Below are 20381 nucleotides of genomic sequence, written 5' to 3' on the forward strand. Positions count from 1 at the left end.
GATACTTGTACCAGACGTGTCGAACACAATCGTTGACCCCGCGCTTGTAACGTGCATAACATCCCGCGCAATTGTCGGCGAGAGAGCGGAGCGCTGGATGGACACCGCGGCGGCGGTTGAGCAGGTTGTCGCCCACCTGGAGCGACACCGCGACCTGCCCATTGAGCTGACCCGGGAGCTGGTCCGGATCCCGACGGTCAACCCCAAGTTCGAGGTGGCCGAGGGCCGCAACCGGGAGACCGAGGCGCAGCGGCTGGTGGCCGCCCGGCTCGCCGACGTCGGCCTGGAGGTCGAGCGGTACGAGGTGACCCCGGACCGGCCCAACGTGTACGCCTACCGCGCCGGCTCCGAGGAGCGCAGCCTGGTCATCAACGGCCACATCGACGTGGTCCCGGCCGGCGACCCGGACACCTGGTCGGTGGACCCGTTCGGCGCCGAGGTCCGCGACGGGCGCCTCTACGGGCGCGGCGGGTACGACATGAAGGCCGGCATCGCCGCCGCGATCGCCGCGGCCACCGCGATCCACGAGTGCGGGCTGGAGCTGGCCGGCCGGTTCGAGGTGCACAGCGTGGTGGACGAGGAGGCCGGCGGGTTCGGCACCAAGGACCTGGTGGCTCGCGGCCGCACCGCGTCGGCGGTGATCGTCGGCGAGCCCACCGAGGGCCACGTGATGCCGTGCCAGCCCGGCCTGGAGTGGGTGCGGGTGACCATCCGGGGCCGCAGCGCGCACGCCGGCTGGCGCTACAACGACATCTACCCGCAGCGCGACACCCCGGACCGGACCAGGCCGGGCATCAACGCCGCCGAGCTGGCCAGCCGGTTCATCACCGCGGTCGGCCAGCTCGAACGGGACTGGGGCACCCGCAAGCCGGCGCACCCGCTGCTGCCGCCCGGGATCACCACGATCAACCCTGGCGTGGTGCAGGTCGGATCGGGCATCGGCCCGGACGGGCTGCCGGTGACGATGACCAACCCCGCGACCACCCCGGACGTCGCCGTGATCGACTTCGACCTCAAGTACCTGCCCACCGAGACCTCGGCCGAGGTCCGCGCCGAGTTCGAGCGGTTCGTGGCGAGCTGGGCGGCGCAGGACTCCTGGCTGCGCGAGCATCCCCCGACCGTGCGCTGGGAGCTGGGCGACCTGCACTTCCCCGCGTTCGACACGCCGCTGGACTTCCCGCTGGTCGACACCATCCGCCGGCAGCGCGCGGCGCTGGGCAGGACCACCGAGGTGACCGGGTTCGTCGCGGTCTGCGACGGCGCGTTCTACCGCCCCACCGGCGCCACGCCGCTGATTCACGGCGCGCGCGGCGCCGAGGCGCACGGACCGGACGAGTGGGTCGACACCGAGTCGATCGTGGACACGGCGAAGGTGTACGCGGCCGCCGCGATCGAGTACTGCGGGCTCTCATGACCGAGAACGAGGCCTCGCTCGCCCAGCGGTACCGGCAGCCCAAGGGCGTCGAGCAGTACGGCATCGAGGCCATCCCGGACGAGAAGAAGACGGTCCGCTGGTGGGACGTCTCCTTCATGATCGTCAACTTCCTGATCAACCCCGGCATGATCCTCATCGCCGGTGGGGCCGTCGCGGCCGGGCTGCCGTTCTGGGCCGCCGTCGCCGCGATGGTGGCCGGCATCGTCGTCGCGTTCGGCGCCTACTCCGTGATGGCCACCGTCGGCGTCGACTACGGCCTGCCGGGCCAGGTCGGCACCCGGATCACGTTCGGCATCCGGGGCGCCCAGTGGATCCCGTCCGCGCTGCACGTCATCAGCTCGGTCTACTGGTTCGCCTTCCAGACCGTGGCCGGCGCGCTCGGGATCATCGCCGTGCTGCGCGCCCTGACCGGGCACACCGTCAACTTCGCGCTGGTCAGCGTGCTGTTCGCGATAGTGCAGGCGGGGGTCGCGCTGATCGGCTACGAGTCGGTCAAGGTGCTGTCCAGGATCGCGTTCCCCACGAAGATCATCTTGACGCTGGTGTTCATCGCGCTGCTGATGACCCACGACGACCCGCACTATGCCCCCGGCGCCGTGCTCGGGTTCGACGTGCACATCCCCTGGCAGTGGTCGGTGTTGGCGCTGTGGCTGAACAGCGTGATCGCGGCCTGGCTGTCGATGATCACGAACGCCAGCGACTTCTGCCGCTACTCGCGCAGCCGGGTGGACATGTGGCTGGGCACCATGGCCGCCGCGGTGGTCGGCACGCTGGTCGCCGCGTTCGTCGGCTGCTACGCGGCGGTGGCCTCCGGCGGGAACGCCAACGCCTTCGACGTCATCGCCCAGGTCACGAACAACCCGTTGCTGCTCGGGTTCGTGCTGCTCTACATCGTGCTGGACAACTGGACGATCAACGTCCTGAACATGTACACGGCGGGGCTGGCGCTGGTGAACATCGTGCGGCGGCTGGGGCGGTTCTGGGCGACGCTGGGGCTGGCGGTGATCGGCGTGGTGCTGTCGTTGCTGCCGGAGCTGGTCACCGGGTTCACGGACTTCATGACGGTGATGGGCAACCTGTTCGCGCCGGTCGCCGGGGTGCTGGTCGCGGACTACCTGTTCTGCAAGCGGATGGGCATCGACGTGGCCGACCTGTTCGCCGCGGAGGGCAGGTACCGGTACTGGTCGGGGTTCAACTGGCTGGCCGTCGGCTGGACGGTCGCCGGCTTCCTGGTCTACCTGGTGCTGCCCCAGGCGGCGGTGCAGTCGCTGAGCTGCATGGTGATCACCATGGTCGGGTACCTGGTGACCGCGCGGCTGCTCGCCCGGCATTCGGACACGCTGCGGGCGGCCAACGCGCCGGTCACCGCCCAGCGGGATCTGGACGTCGCCCCGGAGAATGCGCCGTGATCGTGGACTTCCACACCCACGTCGACGACATCCCGGCGTTGGGCTGGCACCTGCCGGCGCGGGAGGTGCTGGACCAGCTCGACGAGGCGGGCGTGGACCGGGCGGTGGTGATGACCATCGTGGACGCCCCGGCGCTGCGGCCGGACGCGCTGGAGCGGCTGGCCGAGGCCTGCGCGTCGGCGGGCGGCCGGCTCTATCCGTTCGCGCGCGTGCACCCCTGGTACGAGCAGGCGCCCGGGCTGCTGGCGCGCGCCCTGGACGAGCTGGGCTACCGGGGGGTGAAGCTGCACGGGGTGTCCACGCTGGCGCATCCCGGCGAGGAGCCGGTGGTGCGGCTGCTGCGGATCGCGGCGGAGCGTGGCGTGCCGGTGATGTTCCACTCCGGGGACGACCCGTTCACCACGCCGTGGGAGCTGGCCGATGCGGCGCGGGCGGTGCCCGACGCCACGGTGGTGCTGGCGCACATCGGCGGCTACGGGCACACCGAGGACGCGATAGCCGTCGCCGAGGCGCTGCCCAACGTCTACCTGGACACCTCCGCGATGCCATACCCCCGGGCCATCGGCGCGGCGGTGCGCCGGGTCGGCGCCGAGCGTGTCCTGTTCGGCTCGGACGCGCCCGGTTGCCCGGTCCCCCTCGAGCTGGACAAGGTGCGCCTGGCCGGGCTGACCGAGCCGGACCTCGCCCTGGTGCTGGGAGGCAACGCGCTGCGCCTGCTGGACGGAGGCGCCCGGTGACCGCCGTCGTGGACGCGTGCGTCTTCCTGGGCCGGTCCCGGTACGGCGGCGAGCTGACGCTGCCCTCCGCGACCGAGCAGGCCGCCGCGCTGGGCGTGCGCACCCTGGTCGCGACCGCCGCCGCGCCGCCGGACCGGGACCTCCCGGCCGCCACCGCCCGGCTGCTGGACGCCGCCGCATCCTCGCCTCACTCGCCGGCGGGGCTGGAAGGGCGCTCTTCTGTTGGCCGCCACCCGATCGGTGCGGGTCGCGCCGACACGACCACCACCGGCCCGGTGCGCATCGCCGTGCTGGCCCGCGTCGATCCCTGGGAGCCGGGGGCGGTGCGGGCGGCGCGGGACGCGCTGGCCGCCGGCGCGGTCGGGCTGTTCCTGCACCCCTGGGAGGAGACGTTCCGGATCAACGACCACGAGCTGCTCGGCCCGCTGATGCGGCTGCTCGCGGAGGCCGGCAAGCCGGTGGTCGCGGAGGCCGGCTTCCCGTGGGTGTCCGAGCCCGCGCAGCTCGCCGACCTCGCCGCGCGGCACCCTGACGTCGCGGTGGTCGGCACCCGGGGCGGACACATGAACATGAGCGGCCTGTCCGGCCAGACCGCGCTGCGTGCCCTGCGCGCCGCGCCCAACCTGCACCTGCTCACCAGCGGCGTGTACCGGCAGGACTGGCTGCGGTCGGTGGTCGACGAGCTGGGCGCCGAGCGGCTCTGTTACGGCTCGCTCGCGCCCGTGCTGGACCCGCGCCTGGAGCTGGCGCGGCCGTCGGCGTTCCCCGAACCGGCCGTCCGCGACCAGCTGCTCTCCGGCACCGCGACCCGCCTGTTCGGACTGCCTACCTGACCGCCTTCGCGATCTGGTCGAGCGCGTACGGCAGCGACAGCAGGGTGCTCTGAGACATGGCCGCGCCGACCGCCGGCCCCTCGCTGTCGAGCACGTAGGAGGCCTTCCCGGCGCGCACCGCCGGCAGGCTGGCGAACAGCGGGTTGTTCCGCAGCGCCTGATGGTCCGCCTCGTCCCCGATCACGAAGATGCGGTCGAGGTTGATCATATCGACGCGCTCCGGCGACAACCTCACGTAGAACTTCCCACCCGCTATCCCGTCGATCTCCGGGCTGGCCCTGAACCCCATGTTCGCGAGGATGCGACCACGAACGTCGGTGCTGGTGAACGGCGCGATCGAGTCGCTGTACCAGGAAACGGCCACCGCAGTCTGGCCCGCGAACTCCGGATGCGCCGCGCGGACGGCGGCGAACTTCTGCTCGATTCCCGCGACGAGCTTTCCGCCGTCCTCCGCCTTGCCGACCGCCCGCGAGATCTGCAGCGCATTGTCCTGCCACCGGGCGCTGAACGGCTCCGCCTCCGCCTTCGTCCGCCCGACCGTAGGGGCGATCTTCGACAACCTCTCGTACGCCGCCCTGTCGATGTCGGAGTAGACCGCGACGATCAGGTCCGGCCGCAGCACCGCGATCTTCTCGTAGTTCGGCTGGCTGTCGCCGTTGGCCATGACGACCTCCGGCCTGACGTCGCCCCACGCCGCCTTCACCCACGGCCACTGGGTGTTGATGTCGGGGTCGCGCCCTGGCGGATTGGCGTACTGGTCGACCATCCCGACCGGCCGCACGCCGAGCGCGAGCAGCGCCTGGTCGTCGGTGTACCCGAGCGCCACCACCCGCCTGGGCGCCCGAGGCACCTCGGTGGACCCGAAGAAGTGCTCCACGGTCACCGGGAACACCCCGCCCGCGTCGCCCCCCTGACCGTCCGACCGGTCACCGGACGCGCCCGCGCCACACCCGGCCAGGACGGTCATGGTCGACAATACGACGGCCACCCACTTCCAGACATTCACGCCGTAAAATCTACAGCCCGCCGCTTACCATTCAGGCATATCCGCACGTGTCCGAGATCACGGCAGGGGGAAACCCGGTGTTCGCCAGGCTTCACCACGTACAGCTCGCGATGCCAAAGGGACAAGAGGAGCGGGCGCGCCAGTTCTACGTCCACATCCTCGGCATGCTGGAGATCGACAAGCCGGAGGTCCTGGCCGCCCGGGGCGGAGCGTGGTTCCGGGCCGGAGACGTCGAACTGCATCTGGGCGTCGAAGAAGCCTTCCGACCCGCCCGAAAGGCGCATCCGGGCATCCTCGTCGACGACCTGGACGCACTCGCGGACCGCCTCGCCACCGCCGGCCAGCCCACGGCCTGGGACGACGACTTCCCCGGCCACCGCCGCATCTACGCCCACGATCCGTTCGGCAACCGGCTGGAGTTCCTGCAGCCCCTCGCCGGCGACGGAGGTATCAGCGGGCCGGCACCCCGCCTCTAGTGTCGTGTCGCCGGTGGTCGGCGGCGTGAACGGGAGGATCAGCATGTCTCGGAGTTGTGGGTCTGTCCAGAACTATTTCCGTCAGGTCGATGTTTTCCCGGAGCTGCGCAGAAACCAGGCCATTCTCGAAAGCCTCACGGCGGCGTCGGCCCGGCAGGGCGCGCTCGAGCGTGAGTTCCCGCGCCGGATACCGGTGGCGGTACACAGCTTGTTCACCACCGCCGAGGACGACCTGACCGACGCGCAGGTCAATTCTCAGATCGACGTGCTCAACGAGGACTACAATGCCAAGAATGCCGACCTGGCCAATGTCCCGGCGGCATTCCAGGGCCTGATCGGCACGCCGGGGCTGGAGTTCGCGCTCGCCACCACCGACCCGAAGGGAAAGAAGACCAACGGCATCACCCGAACCAGGACCAGGGTCAAGGAGTTCGGGGTGAACGACGCGATGAAGTCCTCGGCGACCGGCGGGCACGACGCATGGGACACGACGCGCTATCTCAACCTGTGGGTCTGCCGGCTCAGCGGGAGCCTGTTGGGCTACGCGCAGTTCCCCGGCGGTGACCCGGCGACCGACGGCGTCGCCATCACCAGGTCGGCGTTCGGCCGGCACGGCTCGGCGGTCGCGCCGTTCGACCTCGGCCGCACGGCGACCCACGAGATCGGCCACTACTTCAACCTGTCCCACATCTGGGGCGAGGCCCGCGTCCCGACCTGCTCCGACAGCGACTCCGTCGACGACACGCCCAACCAGTGGGGGCCGAACAACGGCAAGCCCACGTTCCCGCACGAGTCGTGCCACAACAGCCCGAACGGGGACATGTTCATGAACTACATGGACTACGTGGACGACGACACCATGGTGATGTTCAGCGAGCAGCAGGTGCGGCGCATGCACGCCACGCTGGAGTTCTCGCGGGCGGACCTGGGGAGCCCGCGCTGACCCCCGGCCTCACCGACCGGGTCTGGCTGCACTCGTTCGAGGAGGACACCGCCGCCTTCGCGGTCTACCGGCCGGAGGGCTACCCGTTCTCGCCCGCGCGTGGCCGGGACGGGGTGTGGCTCGGCGGCGACGGCGGGTTCCGGTACTTCGCCCCGGGCCGCGACGACAGGCCCGAGGAGACGGCCGGCGCCTGGCGGTGGGACCCGGGGCGGCCGGGGCGGATCACCGCCACGGCGGCGGGGCGGGACATCGAGCTCTACCTCGACTCCGGGACCGAGGAATGGCCGAGGCTGCGGTGGCCGCACCGCTGAACCAGGCAAGGAGGATCACATGAGGCTCGTGCTGTTCGACCTCGGCGACACCCTCGAGGCCGACGATGTTCCGCGACCGGGCGCGGTGGAGACCCTGCGGGAGATCTCCTCGTTGCGTCCGGCGGGGGTGCTGCTCGGGCTGCTCTCCGATTTCGAGATGCCCGTGGATCCCTTCCAGCTGCCGTTGATCCAGCAGAAGTACTACGCGATCCTCGACACGCTCGGCATCCGGGAGTTCTTCGAGCCCGTTGCGCGGCGGGTCACGCTGTCCAGCGAGGTCGGCGCCGGGAAACCCGCTGTCGCCATGTTCCGCGCGGCGGTCGCCAAGGCGGAGCCCACCCTGACATTCGCCGACACGCTCTTCGTCACGGAGAACCGCGCGCACGTCGACGCGGCTCGGGAACTGGGGCTGCGCGCGGTTCACCTCAGCCCACCGGGCACCACGGACGGCGAGATCTCGCGCCTGGACGAGCTGCTTCCGATCGTGCGCGACTTCGCGCGGCCGGACGTCGAGCGGGTCCGGCCAACCGGGCGGGCCCGGCCGCACCTGGTCACCCAGAACGGCCGGCTGTTCTGTCAGCAACACCCCGACGTGCCGATCGTCGCCGACCACGGCCGCTACCTTGTCGTCGACGTCGATCCCGACGACGTGCAGCGGCTGCACGATGCGCACGGCACCTGTTGGTCGATTCGTCCGCTGCCGGCGGGTGTCGACATCCTGTCCGACATCCTGGTCGGCATCCGGGCGACGCCGGGGGTCCGAGAACCATCGTCAGCGCCTGCATCGACGCCCTGTCCGCCGCCGCATACCGTGCCGACCTGGAGGCGCTGGTCGCCCACACCACCCGGTACTCCACCGGCGACGGGTTCGCCGAGGCGCTGCGCTGGGCCGACGACCAGCTCACCGCCGCCGGCTACCGCACCCACACCCAGCGGGTGCCCGTCGACGGCGCCACCAGCTTCAACCTCGTCGCCGAGCGCCCCGGCACCGGGCCCGACACGCGCGGCGTCGTGGTCGTCACCGCCCACCTGGACTCGATCAACCTGCGCGGCGGGCCGGCGGCGCCGGCGCCGGGCGCGGACGACAACGCGTCGGGCTGCGCCGGGCTGCTGTCGATGGCACGGGCGCTCGCCGGCGCGACCGCCCGGCTCGACCTGCGCCTCATCCTCTTCGGCGGTGAGGAGGAAGGCCTGTTCGGGAGCAAGGAGTACGTCCGGCGCCTGCCGGTGGCCGATCGCGGCCGGATTCGCGCGGTCGTCAACATGGACATGATCGGCCACTCGAACACCCCCGCGCCCGAGGTCCTCCTGGAGGGCGCCGCGGTCTCGGCCGACGTCATCGAGGAGCTGGCACAGGCCGCCGCCACCTACACCACGCTGGCGGTGTCGCGCAGCTACAACCCCTACAACAGCGACCACGTCCCGTTCATCGACGTCGGCATCCCCGCCGTTCTCACCATTGAAGGCGCCGACAGCGCGAACACCGCCATCCACAGCGCCGCCGACACCCTGGACACCGTCGACACGGCCCTGGCGCTGGAGATCGTGCGCATGAACACCGCATTCACCGCGGGCGCGCTCGATATCACCGGCTAGTGGCCGCATTGTTCATCTCGATTCGCCGCAGTGATGGCAGGAGCAGGGGCAGCAACATGGCGGCCGCCACGAGTACCCCGCCGGTCACGGCGACAGGTGCGGCGCCGAACGCCGCCGCCAGGAACGGGACCGACAGCTGACCGAGAGGAATCGACACGAACGACCCGAACTCGTCGTAGGCACCGACCCGCGAGAGCAGTCGATCGGGGATATGGACGTGACAGACCGTCGACCACACGACTGTGAAGAACTCGGCGGCCGCACCCGCGAAGAACGCCGCCACGGCCAGCCACAAGGCCTCCGCGCCGGTTCCCAAGAGGATCAGCGGTGCAGCGCCCAGGGTCATCATGGACAGCGCCCGCACCATCGGTCGCCGTACGGTCAGCTTCACCATCGCCACCGTGGCCAGCAGCGAGCCGGCCGCGCGGGCGCTGAGCACGAGCCCCCAGCCTTCGGCGCCGAACGTGTCGACGGCGATCACCGGGCCCAGGATCTGCCACACCCCCATATAGATCGCGTTCCATACGGCGAAGGCCAGCGTCACCGACCAGATCCACGATTGGGACCTGAAATAACTCCAGCCCTCCCACAGTTCACCGACCATGGGCAACGAGCCTTCGGCGCGTGGCCGCCGGCCCGGGGCCAATACTCGTCCAAAACAGAAGGCCGCGAGGAAGAATGAGGCGGCGTCCGCGGCGATGGCCCAACCGCCGCCGACAGAAATGGTCAGTAAGCCGGCAACCGCCGGGCCGATTATCCTCGCAAGGTTCCTGGTGGAGGCCAGCAGCGAGTTCGCCACCTGGATTCCGCGTCCCGCCGCCAACAGCGGGACGATGCCGCGCATCGTCGGAGTGGTCAGCCCCTGGAAGACGCCGTTCAAGGCGACCAGCGGAAGCAGGAACCCAGGGTGCTGACCGGTCAGGAGGACGATCGCCACGCCGGCCTGGCTGACGCCCGCGCCCACGCTGGTCAGCCGCAGCACGAGATGGCGACCGTAGCGGTCGGCGATGCCCCCACCGATGATCAAGGTCGCGATCATCGGGACCATCGACGCGGTGAGAACGGCGGACAGCCAGGCGGCGTTCCCGGTGGCCCCCAGAACCCCGAACGCCAAGGCCACAGGCGCCATCGCGCTGCCGGCCGCGGAGACCGACCACCCGGCGAAGAACCACCGTAAAGAAGCGGAACGAAGCGGGCGCTCAGGCACGTCCGGTTTCGGCACAACAAGCAATAGTGACCGCTCGCGCGGCCCGTATCTACGGTCGGACCCCTACCGAGCCTGCACGCGGATGATCGCCGCGTTCTCCCGGACGACGGCGACGCCGACCGAGATCGCCGGCAGGGTCAGCGACCCGCCCTGCTCGCAGTCCGCGGTCACCCAGGCCGGCGAGCTCGCGGTGGCGTTCGCGGTGCGCTGCGTGCAGGACACCGTCAGCACGTCGCCCCCGTTCGCGAGCTCGGCCCGCAGGGCGACCCGCTCCGGTCCGATCGACTCGACGGTCATGCCGCGCACCCCGAACCGGGCGTCCAGCGGGATCGGCACCGGCCCGGCGAGCCGGACCTCGCAGTTCCCGTCGGCGCAGGCGGCCGGGTCGGTGCCGTCCTGGGCCGGGGGCAGCGGCGCCGGCGGTGGCGTGGACACCGGACCGGGAACCAGCACGGGCGCCGGCCGCGCCTCGCCACAGCCGGCCGCGAACAGCAACAACCCCAGCGCCAGGAGCGCCGAGGCGCGAGGTCGTGGCATCTGCATCCCCGGGGGTGTCGCCGACCGAGCCGAAGACCGCACCCTACGCCAGGAGCAACCGCCCGCACCCCGCCTGGACGTGCGGGCGGCGCCGACAACCGGCAGCATTGGGCGGTGAACCGGCCGCAACCGCCATCCCCGCTGACCGAGGTACTGGCGCGCGAACGGGTGCCGACCGCCACCCTGGCACGGTGGGGCGCCGAGCTGGCCCGCATCCTCGCCACCGCGCACGCCACCGGCACCGTCCACGGCGACATCCGGGCCGACGCCGTCAGCATCACCGCCGACGGCACCGCCCACCTCGACGGCTTCTTCGTCCGCCCGGCCGCCCGACCGTCGCATCCGGCGCCCGAGTTCGACCACGGCGGCGAGCCCTCCCCCGCCTCGGACATCTACGCGCTGGGCACCGTGCTGCGCCAGGCCGGCGGCCACGCCGACCCGGCCCTGCTCCAGCTCTGCGCCCGGATGCGCCACGACGACCCCGCCCAGCGGCCGACCGCCGCGCAGGTCGCCGAACAGCTCTCCGGCGGGCACCCGCCGCCCACCGCCGATCGCCGTCCCCGGGCCAGGTGGGTCGTCGTCGCGGCGGTGACGGCCGTGGTGGTGCTCGCCTCGGCCGGCGGGTGGTGGCTGCTGGCCCCCGGCCCGACCGGGCTGGACGCGATCGGCGACCCCCGCACCGCCGATCCCTGCGCGCTGCTCGACGCCCCCGCGCTGCAGCGGTTCGGACCCACCCAGATCTACCCGGACATGGCCTCGTTCGTCAGCTGCACCGTCGCGATCCGACCCCGTCCCGACGAGGCCGCGGCCGTGCACGCGACGCTGGAAGGCGTCCGGGACCGCGGCGACCGGGACCTCGCGCCGCTGCCGCGCCAGCAGGCCGGAGACATCACGATCTACCACACCCGGTTGGGGCCGGGCACCTGTTCGCGGACGGTGCTGCTGCCCACCCGGTCCCGCGTCGACTTCGTCGCGTCGAGCTCCCGCAAGAGCGGCGGCCTCGATCCGTGCGCGATGGTCGACACCGCCGTGCTCCACGCGCTACCGAGGCTCGCCTCCGGAACCCTGCCCCGACGCACGCCAGGCGCGCCGCCGAACTCGCTGCTGTGGGTCGACCCGTGCACCCTGCTCGACGAGGCCGTCCTGCGGTCGGTTCCCGGGCTGCGCGCCGACGCCCGCCAACACCGCACCGCCGGAACCGGCTGCGAATGGGGCGAGGACGACCCGGCGCTCGCCGACCCACCGCTGGTGTCGGTCTACGCCTCCCGGGACAGCGCCGTCACCGGAAAGTCGATCACGCTCGGCTCCCGGCGCGGGGGCATCCGACCCTCGATCTCACAGGGCCCCAGGATCTACTGCCGGGTGACGCTGATCCAGCGCTCGTTCCCCGGCGGGCCCGACTCGGTCCTGCACGAGACGCTCAACGTGCACGTCCACCTCACCGTCGCGACGGCGGCCGACAGGCAGTGCGCGGTCGCCACCGACATCGCCAAGGCCGCCACCGCGAGGCTCCCCGCACCCGGGTGAGGTCAGCGCGCGTCCAGTGTGGTCGCCCAGAGCTGCTCCCCGGCCTGGGCGCGCAGCGTGACGGTCAGCTGCCGCCCGCCCGGCGCGACGTACACCTCGCCGAAGTGCTGGAAGCTGTCCAGCGGCGAGGACGACGGCTCGTTCGGCGCGCCCCTGACGAACGCGACCTCCGGCCCGAAGGTCGGGTCGAGCTCGCCGGCCGCGCCCGCGCCCGCGTGCAGCGGACCGGAGACGAACTCCCAGAACTCGTCGAACTCGGTGAACCCGCCGGCCGCCGCCGCCCGCTCCGGGGAGTAGCGGTGGGCCGCCGTGTAGTGCACGTCGGCGGTCAGCCACACCACGTTGCGCACGGCGCGTTGCTTCAGCGAGCGCAGCAGCCCGGCGATCTCCGCCTCGCGCCCGCTCGCCACCCCGGCAGCGCCGTTGGCGACGGCCTCCCATGCGGTGTTGCCGTCCTTCACCTGTATCCCGATCGGCATGTCGCTGGCCACGATCTTCCAGGTCGCCCGGGACGAGGCCAGCGCGTCGGCCAGCCAGCGGACCTGCGCCTCGCCCAGGATCTTCCCCGCCGGGCCGGTGTTCGCCCCGTTGGCGTCCCGGTAGGTGCGCATGTCGATGACGAACACATCCAGGTGCGGGCCCCAGCCGAAGCGCCGGTACACCCGCCCGTCCACGGCCTCGCGCGGGTCGAGCGGCACCCACTCGTGGAAGGCCTGGAACGCCCGGCCGGCCAGCACGTCGACGCGCTTCTCGACGTACCGGGCGTCGGTGAGCACCTCGCCGGGATACCAGTTGTTGAGCACCTCGTGGTCGTCCCACTGGTTGATCTGCGGCACGTGAGCGACGAACGCGCGGAAGTGCCGGTCGAGCAGGTTGTAGGCGAACTGCCCCCGGAACTCGGCCAGCGTCTCGGCGACCTTCGCCTTCTCCGGGGTCACCAGGTTGCGCCAGGTGCGGCCGTCGGCGAGCGTCACGGACTCCTTGAGCGGCCCGTCGGCGTAGACGGTGTCCCCGCTGCACAGGAAGAAGTCCGGGTCGCGGCCGGCCATCGCGGAGAAGATCTTCATCCCGCCCAGGTCGGGGTTGATCCCCCAGCCCTGGCCGACGATGTCGCCGGACCACACGAACCGCGCCCCGCCGTCCGGACCCGGCGGCGTGCGGAACGAGCCGGTGACCGCCTCGCTGGCCACCCGACCGTCCGGGTCCTCGGCGCTCACGCGGTAGTGGACCGTGCCGCCGCCGGGGATCCGCAGCCGTCCGGTGAAGTCGGTGTCCGGGGTCAGCATCGGGCCGACCATGCGCCGGGCGTCGCGGAACTCGGGGTTGTCGGCCGCCTCCACGATCATCCGGGACGGCCGGTCCGTGCGGGTCCACACCAGGCCGGAGCCGGGAAGCACGTCCCCGCACTGCACCCCATGGGTGAGGGTCGGCCGGTCGGTACGAACCAGACCCGGGCCGCTGGAGCCACCGCAGCCGGACAGGCCGAGAGGGAGCAGGGCGGACCCGATCGCGGCGGATCGGAGCACCAGACGTCGGTTCACGGTAGCCATGGGGCACATCCTCAACCCCGGAAGGTGAACACCTCAGGCGCGAGCGGGTGAACGCGGGTCACCATCCGCGCGGGCGACGGCGACGGTGACCAGCTCGGCGTTGTCCGTGGCACGCCGCCCGTCCGGGAGCAGGAAGGTGTCCTCCAGGCCGATGCGGGTGTCCAGCCCTCGGGCCAGCGCCATGTCCAGCACCGGCCAGGTGTTGGCGCCCTCGCCGTGCAGCAGCACCGGCGGCCCCACCGGCGTGAGGACCGCGAGCATCTCCTCGGCCTCCCGCACGGCCTCGGCGACGTCCTGGTCGGTCGCTTCGACGAGCACCCGCGTGCAGGACGCCGCGCGCGGGTAGCCGGCGAAGCGTCGGGCGGCGTCCGCGAACCACAGCCCGGCCTCCACCCCGATCCCGAGGTCCAGAAGCAGGTCGGCGAGCTCCTCGGCCCCGTCCTCGTGCCAGTTGACCGACGCGTAGTCGGGTCGGGACCGCCAGGCGGCCACCAGCTCGCTCCGAGCGCCGGCCGAACCGGTCGCCCACAGCCCGGTGGTCACCCCGACCGGGATCCCGGGACAGGCCGCACGGATCGCCTCGACCAGCGGATCGACGTCGCGGGGGTGGAGGCTGTCGGCGCCGTCCGCGTCCTTGGGATGGACGTGCACCTGCGCCGCCCCGGCCGCGAGCGAGGCCCGGACGTCCGCGACGACGGCGTCGGCGGTGACGGGCAGCGCGGGGTGGCTGCCCGGGCGGTGCGGGCCGTTCGGGCAGAGCTGGATCATGACGCCCTGCCCTCCGCCGGCGCGAGCCGTTGCTCCAGCCGCCGGCGCAGTCGAACGACCTCGTCGGTGTCGTCGACCTCCACGTCGTCCCAGCTCACGACCTGCCCCGCCGGGATGTCCGCGCGCAGCCGCACGCCGCGAGCCAGGCCGATGGGCAGGGCGCGGGCGGCCACCGAGTCGGCGGCGGCCACCAGCCGGCCGTGGACCAGGTAGCCGCCCTCGCCGTCGAGCTCCTCCCCGGCCCGCGCGTCGCGCTTGGTCACCGCCACCACGTCGCCGGCCCAGTCCCGGGGCTCCCCGGTCGGCTCGCCGTGCGCGACGATCGACGCAACGCTGACGCCGAGCTCCAGGCCGATGAGGTGGTACGGCCGGTACAGGGCGGCGACCGAGCCACCCGGGTCGGTCGGCACGCCGTACTCGTCGAAGCACGCGCGCGCGTAGTCGCTGTGCGCCTCGAAGGTGACGTAGACGCCCCAGCGCAGGTCGTTCGGGACGGGGGTGCCGTCGCGGTGCAGGCTGGACACCACCTCGACCACGCCGGCGCGGTCGAGCACCCCGCCGCGGGCGGTGTCGCACATGGTCGCGGCGAGCCGGTCGGCGCCGCACGGCGGGAACGCCAGCCCGTCCGCCGGCACGCCCAGCCCCGCCGCGTTGGCCACCGCCGCCATCTCGATGGCCGACTTCGTGCCGTCCAGGAACGAGTTGAACATGCGCGCGTTGTAGTCGCCGGCGGCGACCCGCTCCGGGGAGAACCCGTAGTGCTCCCACACCGTGTCCGGCGTCGAGCGGTGGTACTCGGGCAGGTACTTGGTGCCCTTCCCGGCGGCCACCACGCCGAACCCGCTGGCCCGCACCCTGTCGACCAGCTCGCAGATCAGCGCCGGCTGGTCGCCGTAGGCCAGCGAGTAGACCACGCCGTGCGCCCTGGCATGCTCGGCGAGCAGCGGACCGACCAGGCAGTCGGCCTCGACGTTGACCATCACGATGTGCTTGCCGGCCTCGATCGCCCGCACGGCGTGCCGCGCCCCGGCGACCGGGTCCCCGGTGACCTCCAGGATGACGTCGACCTCGGGCGCGTCGATCACCTCGGCCGCGTCCGGCGTGAGGTAGGTCGTGCCCAGGCGCGCCGCCTCGGACGGGCTCGCCGCCCGGTACCGGTCCTCCGGCCAGCCGGTGCGCCGCAGCGCCGACGCCGCCCGCGCCGCCGACAGGTCGGCCACCGCCACCACATGGATCGGCCGGGTGGTGGCGGCCTGGGCCAGGAACATCGAGCCGAACTTTCCCGCGCCCAGGACCCCGACCCGGGCCGCCCGGTCGGTGTTCATCAGCCGCCACCAGCCGCGTTCGTCACACATCAATTCGATGGTCCGCCTTCGTGGGTCTTGTTCGTCCTACGCCGATCGTGGGAACATTTTCAGTAAATCTAGCCGTCCTTGGGGGGATGTCAGGATGAGCATTCGGGTTGCCGAAGTCACCGAGTTCGAGGCCGACGAGCTGTTCGACCTCGACCCGAAGATCACTTTCGCGCCTTCCGCGGCCGAATCGTTGTTGATCACGGAGAATCCGACGGGGTGCGGCCCGACCGGCTGTCACACGATCAGCCGCACTTATTGCGGTGGTTGCTGACGCTGTTTCGCCCCGCCGGGCTCGCGCTGCTGCGGGCGGCGGCATTTCCGCTCCGACGCGCGGACGTCGTCACGCTCGACGACCGGGACGATGGTGCTGATCTCGTTGGTTACCTTCGTGGCCTGACCGACGACGCCCGGTTCTTCGAGGCGGTCGCCGTGTCCAGCCCGTCGCTGGCACGCCGGTTGTCCGAGATCCGGGCGGGTGCCGTGCCGCCGCCGGCGGACCTGCGCCGCGCGGTCGTGGCGACCAGCCGGTACTGGCTTCGGATGTGCGGCCGGCCGACGCCGTTCGGCACCATGGCCGGCGTCGCCGCCGCGCGTTTCGGCGCGCCCGCCACCCGGGTGCGTCTCGGCCGGGAACACCGCCGAGGGGTGCGGCCGGACATGGCGTGGCTGATCGCCCTGGTGCGGAGTTGGGAGGGCCAGCCCGACGTGCTCGCCGGGCTGCGAGTGGTCGCGAGCGGCCTGTGCCGGGTGCGCGGCGACCGGCTGGTGGTGCCGTACCTGCCCGACAAGGTGGGCACGGACGAGCAGGTGGCGGAGCTGACGGTGCGCAACACGGCGGTGGTGCACGCCGCCACCGGGCTGGCCGCCGACGTGATCGGGTTCGCCGAGCTGGCCGCCCGCCTGGGCGAGCGCTTCCCCCGGGCCACGCCCGCGCGGATCACGCGGCTGCTCGCTGAGCTGGTCGGGCACGAGGTGCTGCTGACCGACCTCCCGCCGCCGCTGGACGCCACCGACCCCGTCGCCCACGTGCTCGACCGGCTGGGGACCGGGGCCGGCGGGTCGGACGCGGTCGAGCTGCGGGCGATACGGGCGGAGCTGGCGGCGTACGCCACCCGGCCGATGGGCGACGTCGAGGCCTGGCACGCGCTGACCCGCCGGATGCGTCGGCTGCGCCGGACGGATCATCCCGTGCAGGTGGACCTCGCCCTCGACGCCGACGTGCGCCTTCCGGCCGGTGTCGCCGACGAGGTCGCGCGGGCCGCCGAGGCGCTGTGGCTGCTGAGCCCCCGGCAGGCGCTGCCCGCGCACCTGCGCGACTACCACGCCGAGTTCCTGGAGCGGTACGGGTCGCGGCTGGTGCCGGTCACCGAGCTGCTGGACCCGGACGCCGGGATGGCGGCGCCCGCCGGGTACCGGGTGCCGCCGAGCCCGCGCCCGCTGCCGGTGCGGCGGCCCGAGCCGCCCGACCGGCTGCTCGCCGGCCTCGTCCAGGAAGCGATCATGCACGGCCGGCCGGAGATCGTCCTCGACGAGGACCTGCTCGCGCGCCTCGGCGAACGCGCCGGGACGCCACCGCCGTCGTGCGAGCTGTCGGTCGGCCTGTACGCGGAGTCCGCCGCCGCCGTCGATGCCGGCGCCTACCGGCTGGTGGTGTCGCAGCTGTTCGGGTCGACGCAGGCCGGCGCCACGTTCGGGCGTTTCGCCTACCTGTTGAGCGAGCACGACCGGGCCGACCTCGCCGCGCTGGCCAGCGCGTGCCCGCCGGGGGACGCGGTCGCCGCGCAGCTGGAGTTCTGCTCGCCGCACGCGCGCGGCGCGAACGTGACCCAGGTGCCTCGGTGGCTTCCGCACCGGATCCCCGTCGCGACGTTCGCCGACCGGGCGGAGCCGGGCGTGATCGGCATCGAGGACCTGTTCGTCGGCGCCGACGAGGACCGTCTCTACCTGGTGTCGGAGTCGCTCGGGCGGCGCGTCGCGCCGGCCACGTTCCACATGGTGCACACCGGGGTGGCCGCGCCGAACGTGGTGCACTTCCTGCGGGAGGTGGCCGCGAGCGGCGTGCGGAGCGTGCGGCCGTGGACCTGGGGCGCGCTCGAGGCGCTGCCCTACCTGCCCAGGGTTCGGTACGGGCGCACGGTGCTCAGCTCGGCACGCTGGCGCCCCGACGAGCCCGCGCTGCGCGAGCGGGGCCTCGGCATGGCGGAGTGGCGCGAGGGGCTCGAACGGTGGCGCGACCGGTTGCGGGTGCCCGGGCGCGTCTACTGCACCCAGGCCGACCACCGCATCCCCCTCGACCTCACCGAACCGCTGCACCAGCGGCTGCTGCGCCACGAGCTGGGTCGGGACGACCGGGTGGTGCTGGCCGAGGAGCCGGCCGGCGGGGAGTACGGCGCGGGCTGGTTGGGCGGCCACGAGAACGAGCTGGTCGTTCCGCTGCTGCGGGACGGGCCGCCGCCCGCCGCCGCCGGGCCACGTCGACAGCGCCCGGAGCGGCGACCGCGAGTCGAGCACCTGCCGGGCGGCGAGTGGTTGTACGCCGTGCTGTACTGCTCCACCGACCGCCAGCCGGAGATCCTGGCCACCCGGCTGCCCGCGCTGGTGGAGTGCCTGCGCGAGGGCGTCGAGCGCTGGTTCTTCCTCCGGTACCGCGACCCCGAGCCGCACCTGCGCCTGAGGTTCCACGGCCGGCCCGGCGCGCTCGCGGCGCTGCTGCCCCGCCTGCGGGACTGGGCCGCCGAACTCCGCGCCGGGGGAATGTGCCGGCGGCTGGCGCTGGACACCTACGAACCCGAGCTGGAGCGCTACGGCGGGCCGGACGCGATGGCCGCCGCCGAGACGGCCTTCCAGGCCGACAGCGAGGCCGCCTGCACGCTGCTGCGGCTGGTGCACGGCGGTCGGCTCGACGTGGACCCGGTGCTGCTCGCCTCGGCCAACATCGTGACGCTCGCCCGCGCGTTCCTCGGCGACGCCGAGCGCACCGTCGACTGGCTCGCCGAGGCGTACCGGAAGGGCGAGCACCACCGGGCGTTCACGGCGTCGCGGCGGCGCGCCATGCGGCTGGTCGACCCGTACCTCGATCCGGCCGACCCCGGCGCCCACGCGGCGTACGGCGGCTTCGAGGGGCAACCGGGCGGGGCCGATGTCCTGGCCGCCTGGGCGCGGCGCGCACCCGCCGTCGCCTCCTACGCGGCCGCCCTGGCCGCGCTCGGCGAGAAGGCGACGACGGAACCGGGCGCGGCCCTGGCGTCGCTGGTGCACCCGCAGTTCAACCGGTTCCACGGCATCGACGCGGACGCCGAGCGCCGCGCGGTGGCCATCGCGCGCGGCGCCACACAGGCACACCGCAACCAGCGCAGGTTCCGGCGATGAGCCGCGCCCGGGCCGGCCAGGTGGCGCGCCTGGTCGCCGAGCGCCTGCGCGACCCGGACGCGGTGGCCGCGATCGTGCGGGCGGACGGCAACGTCGACGAGTACGCCGACGGCGCCGCGCGATGCCCGTGGAGCCGGCTCTCGCTCGCGGAGGGCTACCCGGGCGTCGCGCTGCTGTTCGCCGAGCTGGGACGGCACGACGCGGGGTACCGCCCGGTGGCCCACGCCTACCTGCGTCGCGCCTGCGAACGGCTGGTCGCCGCTCCCGGCGACGGCCTGTTCGACGGGCTCGCCGCCGTCGCGTTCGCCGCCAGAACCGCCCGCCACCAGCCCGGAGAGTACGAGCGGCTGCTCGCCGGGCTGGACGAGCACATCGCCGCCCGGGCGCGCGACCTCGCCGCCGCCGAACGCGAACGGACCGAGGCCGGGCGGGCCGGGGTCGACCTGATGACCTACGACCTGATGCGCGGCCTCACCGGCCTCGGCGCGTACCTGCTCACCGCGGGCCACCCGGCGCTCGGCGACGTCCTCACCGCGCTGGTGGCGATGACCGAACCCGTCAAGGTCGACGGCCGCTGGCTCCCGGGCTGGTGGGTGCCGCACTCGCCGACGTCCGGCCCCACCGGCTTCACCGCCGACGGCCACGTCAACCTCGGCATGGCCCACGGCATCCCCGGACCGCTGGCGCTGCTGGTGCTCGCCCGGCGGGCCGGCGTCGAGGTCACCGGCGCCGACGAGGCGATCCGGCGCATCGCCGGCTGGCTCGTCGCCAGGTGCCGGCACGACGACGCCGGCCCGTACTGGCCCGCCACCCTGACCCTGGCCGAGGAGCTGGCCGCCGGGCGGGACGCGCGCACGCCCGGGCGCACCGCCTGGTGCTACGGCACACCGGGCCTCGCCCGCGCGCTCCAGCTGGCCGGCGACACCCTCGGGGTGTCCGAGTGGTCCGACCTCGCGGTGGCCGCCCTCACCGCGCGCCTGGACGACGAGCTGAACCGCACCGCGCCGCCCTCCCGGGGCAGCCCCCGCGACCACGCGCTCTGCCACGGCTGGGCGGGCGTCCTGCACATCACCCGGCGGATCGCGCTCGACACCGGCCACCGCCGCCTCGGCGACCGGCTCGACCCGCTGGCGGACCGAGTGCTCGCCGGCCACCACCCCACCCTGCCGTTCGGCTTCCGCTACCGGGCCGGGCTGCCGGCGGCGCCGCACCGCGCCGGTTTCCTCGAAGGCGCCGCGGGCATCGCGCTGGCGCTGCACGCCTACGCGACCGGCCGGCCACCCGCGAGCGGCTGGGACCGCGCCCTGCTGCTGGCGTAGAAC

At 73.1% G+C, this 20381-nt stretch carries 18 protein-coding genes; 11 read left to right on the forward strand and 7 right to left on the reverse strand.

All coding sequences use genetic code 11. From position 1 onward, the window contains the following. Positions 1–97: 97 nt before the first annotated feature. The 4 genes from N912_RS0108245 to N912_RS0108260 are packed head-to-tail and all read left to right on the forward strand — an operon-like array spanning position 98 to position 4414. The gene (locus N912_RS0108245; RefSeq protein ID WP_028922075.1) at positions 98–1414 is read left to right on the forward strand and encodes a M20 family metallopeptidase; all 1317 of its coding nucleotides are present in this window, start codon (positions 98–100) and stop codon (positions 1412–1414) included. Further along, positions 1411–2844, forward strand: a complete 1434-nt coding sequence (locus tag N912_RS0108250; protein ID WP_028922076.1) for a purine-cytosine permease family protein — start codon at positions 1411–1413, stop codon at positions 2842–2844. The genes N912_RS0108245 and N912_RS0108250 overlap by 4 nt, the downstream gene beginning before the upstream one ends. Then, positions 2841–3581, forward strand: a complete 741-nt coding sequence (locus N912_RS60045; protein WP_051579825.1) for an amidohydrolase family protein — start codon at positions 2841–2843, stop codon at positions 3579–3581. The genes N912_RS0108250 and N912_RS60045 overlap by 4 nt, the downstream gene beginning before the upstream one ends. Continuing rightward, positions 3578–4414, forward strand: a complete 837-nt coding sequence (locus tag N912_RS0108260) for an amidohydrolase family protein (RefSeq protein WP_028922077.1) — start codon at positions 3578–3580, stop codon at positions 4412–4414. Before N912_RS60045 ends, N912_RS0108260 begins: the two co-directional genes overlap by 4 nt. On the opposite strand, the gene N912_RS0108265 is transcribed toward N912_RS0108260, so the two are convergent. Continuing rightward, positions 4407–5420, reverse strand: coding sequence for an iron-siderophore ABC transporter substrate-binding protein (locus N912_RS0108265; RefSeq protein WP_028922078.1), 1014 nt, complete (start codon positions 5418–5420; stop codon positions 4407–4409). The genes N912_RS0108260 and N912_RS0108265 overlap by 8 nt on opposite strands. Positions 5421–5497: 77 nt before the next feature. Between N912_RS0108265 and N912_RS0108270 the strand changes: the two genes are divergently transcribed. Next, complete coding sequence (locus N912_RS0108270) at positions 5498–5896, forward strand: VOC family protein (RefSeq protein ID WP_028922079.1); 399 nt, start codon at positions 5498–5500, stop codon at positions 5894–5896. 193 nt (positions 5897–6089) lie between these two features. After that, a complete protein-coding gene (locus N912_RS0108275) occupies positions 6090–6839 on the forward strand; it encodes a zinc metalloprotease (RefSeq protein ID WP_211261148.1) in 750 nt (249 codons plus the stop codon). A 222-nt stretch (positions 6840–7061) separates the two neighbouring features. Here N912_RS0108275 and N912_RS64460 read toward each other — a convergent pair whose 3' ends face one another. Continuing rightward, on the reverse strand, positions 7062–7823 hold the full coding sequence (locus N912_RS64460) for a hypothetical protein (protein WP_169747831.1): 762 nt from the start codon (positions 7821–7823) through the stop codon (positions 7062–7064). Between the two features lie 8 nt (positions 7824–7831). Here N912_RS64460 and N912_RS50295 point away from each other — a divergent pair, with 8 nt between their 5' ends. Further along, positions 7832–8746, forward strand: a complete 915-nt coding sequence (locus N912_RS50295) for a M28 family metallopeptidase (RefSeq protein ID WP_051579826.1) — start codon at positions 7832–7834, stop codon at positions 8744–8746. On the opposite strand, the gene N912_RS50300 is transcribed toward N912_RS50295, so the two are convergent. Beyond that, positions 8736–9968, reverse strand: a complete 1233-nt coding sequence (locus N912_RS50300) for an MFS transporter (RefSeq protein ID WP_037063820.1) — start codon at positions 9966–9968, stop codon at positions 8736–8738. The two genes, N912_RS50295 and N912_RS50300, sit on opposite strands and share 11 nt — an antisense overlap. A 48-nt stretch (positions 9969–10016) precedes the next feature. Further along, on the reverse strand, positions 10017–10490 hold the full coding sequence (locus tag N912_RS60050) for a hypothetical protein (RefSeq protein ID WP_156993261.1): 474 nt from the start codon (positions 10488–10490) through the stop codon (positions 10017–10019). Between the two features lie 114 nt (positions 10491–10604). On the opposite strand from N912_RS60050, the gene N912_RS0108305 reads away from it, so the two are divergent. After that, positions 10605–12017, forward strand: coding sequence for a serine/threonine-protein kinase (locus N912_RS0108305; RefSeq protein ID WP_028922082.1), 1413 nt, complete (start codon positions 10605–10607; stop codon positions 12015–12017). A 2-nt stretch (positions 12018–12019) separates the two neighbouring features. Here the strand turns inward: N912_RS0108305 and N912_RS0108310 are convergent, their stop codons facing one another. The 3 genes from N912_RS0108310 to N912_RS0108320 are packed head-to-tail and all read right to left on the reverse strand — an operon-like array spanning position 12020 to position 15690. Beyond that, a complete protein-coding gene (locus N912_RS0108310; RefSeq protein ID WP_028922083.1) occupies positions 12020–13567 on the reverse strand; it encodes an alkaline phosphatase D family protein in 1548 nt (515 codons plus the stop codon). A gap of 33 nt (positions 13568–13600) precedes the next feature. Further along, positions 13601–14335: a 3-keto-5-aminohexanoate cleavage protein gene (locus tag N912_RS0108315; protein ID WP_028922084.1), complete on the reverse strand. Its 735-nt coding sequence runs from the start codon at positions 14333–14335 to the stop codon at positions 13601–13603. After that, entirely contained in the window at positions 14332–15690 is a 1359-nt protein-coding gene (locus tag N912_RS0108320) for an NAD(P)H-dependent oxidoreductase (protein WP_051579829.1), read from the reverse strand. The genes N912_RS0108315 and N912_RS0108320 overlap by 4 nt, the downstream gene beginning before the upstream one ends. A gap of 94 nt (positions 15691–15784) precedes the next feature. Between N912_RS0108320 and N912_RS64465 the strand changes: the two genes are divergently transcribed. The 3 genes from N912_RS64465 to N912_RS50315 are packed head-to-tail and all read left to right on the forward strand — an operon-like array spanning position 15785 to position 20378. Beyond that, entirely contained in the window at positions 15785–15961 is a 177-nt protein-coding gene (locus N912_RS64465; RefSeq protein WP_169747832.1) for a hypothetical protein, read from the forward strand. Further along, on the forward strand, positions 15955–19059 hold the full coding sequence (locus N912_RS50310) for a lantibiotic dehydratase (protein ID WP_051579830.1): 3105 nt from the start codon (positions 15955–15957) through the stop codon (positions 19057–19059). Before N912_RS64465 ends, N912_RS50310 begins: the two co-directional genes overlap by 7 nt. Next, positions 19056–20378 (forward strand): lanthionine synthetase C family protein, encoded by a 1323-nt coding sequence (locus N912_RS50315; RefSeq protein ID WP_037063007.1) that lies wholly within the window; start codon positions 19056–19058, stop codon positions 20376–20378. The genes N912_RS50310 and N912_RS50315 overlap by 4 nt, the downstream gene beginning before the upstream one ends. Positions 20379–20381 lie beyond the last annotated feature (3 nt).

Origin of the sequence: Actinospineispora acaciae DSM 45401, from assembly GCF_000620785.1 — a bacterium.
GTDB classification, from domain to species: domain Bacteria; phylum Actinomycetota; class Actinomycetes; order Mycobacteriales; family Pseudonocardiaceae; genus Pseudonocardia; species Pseudonocardia acaciae.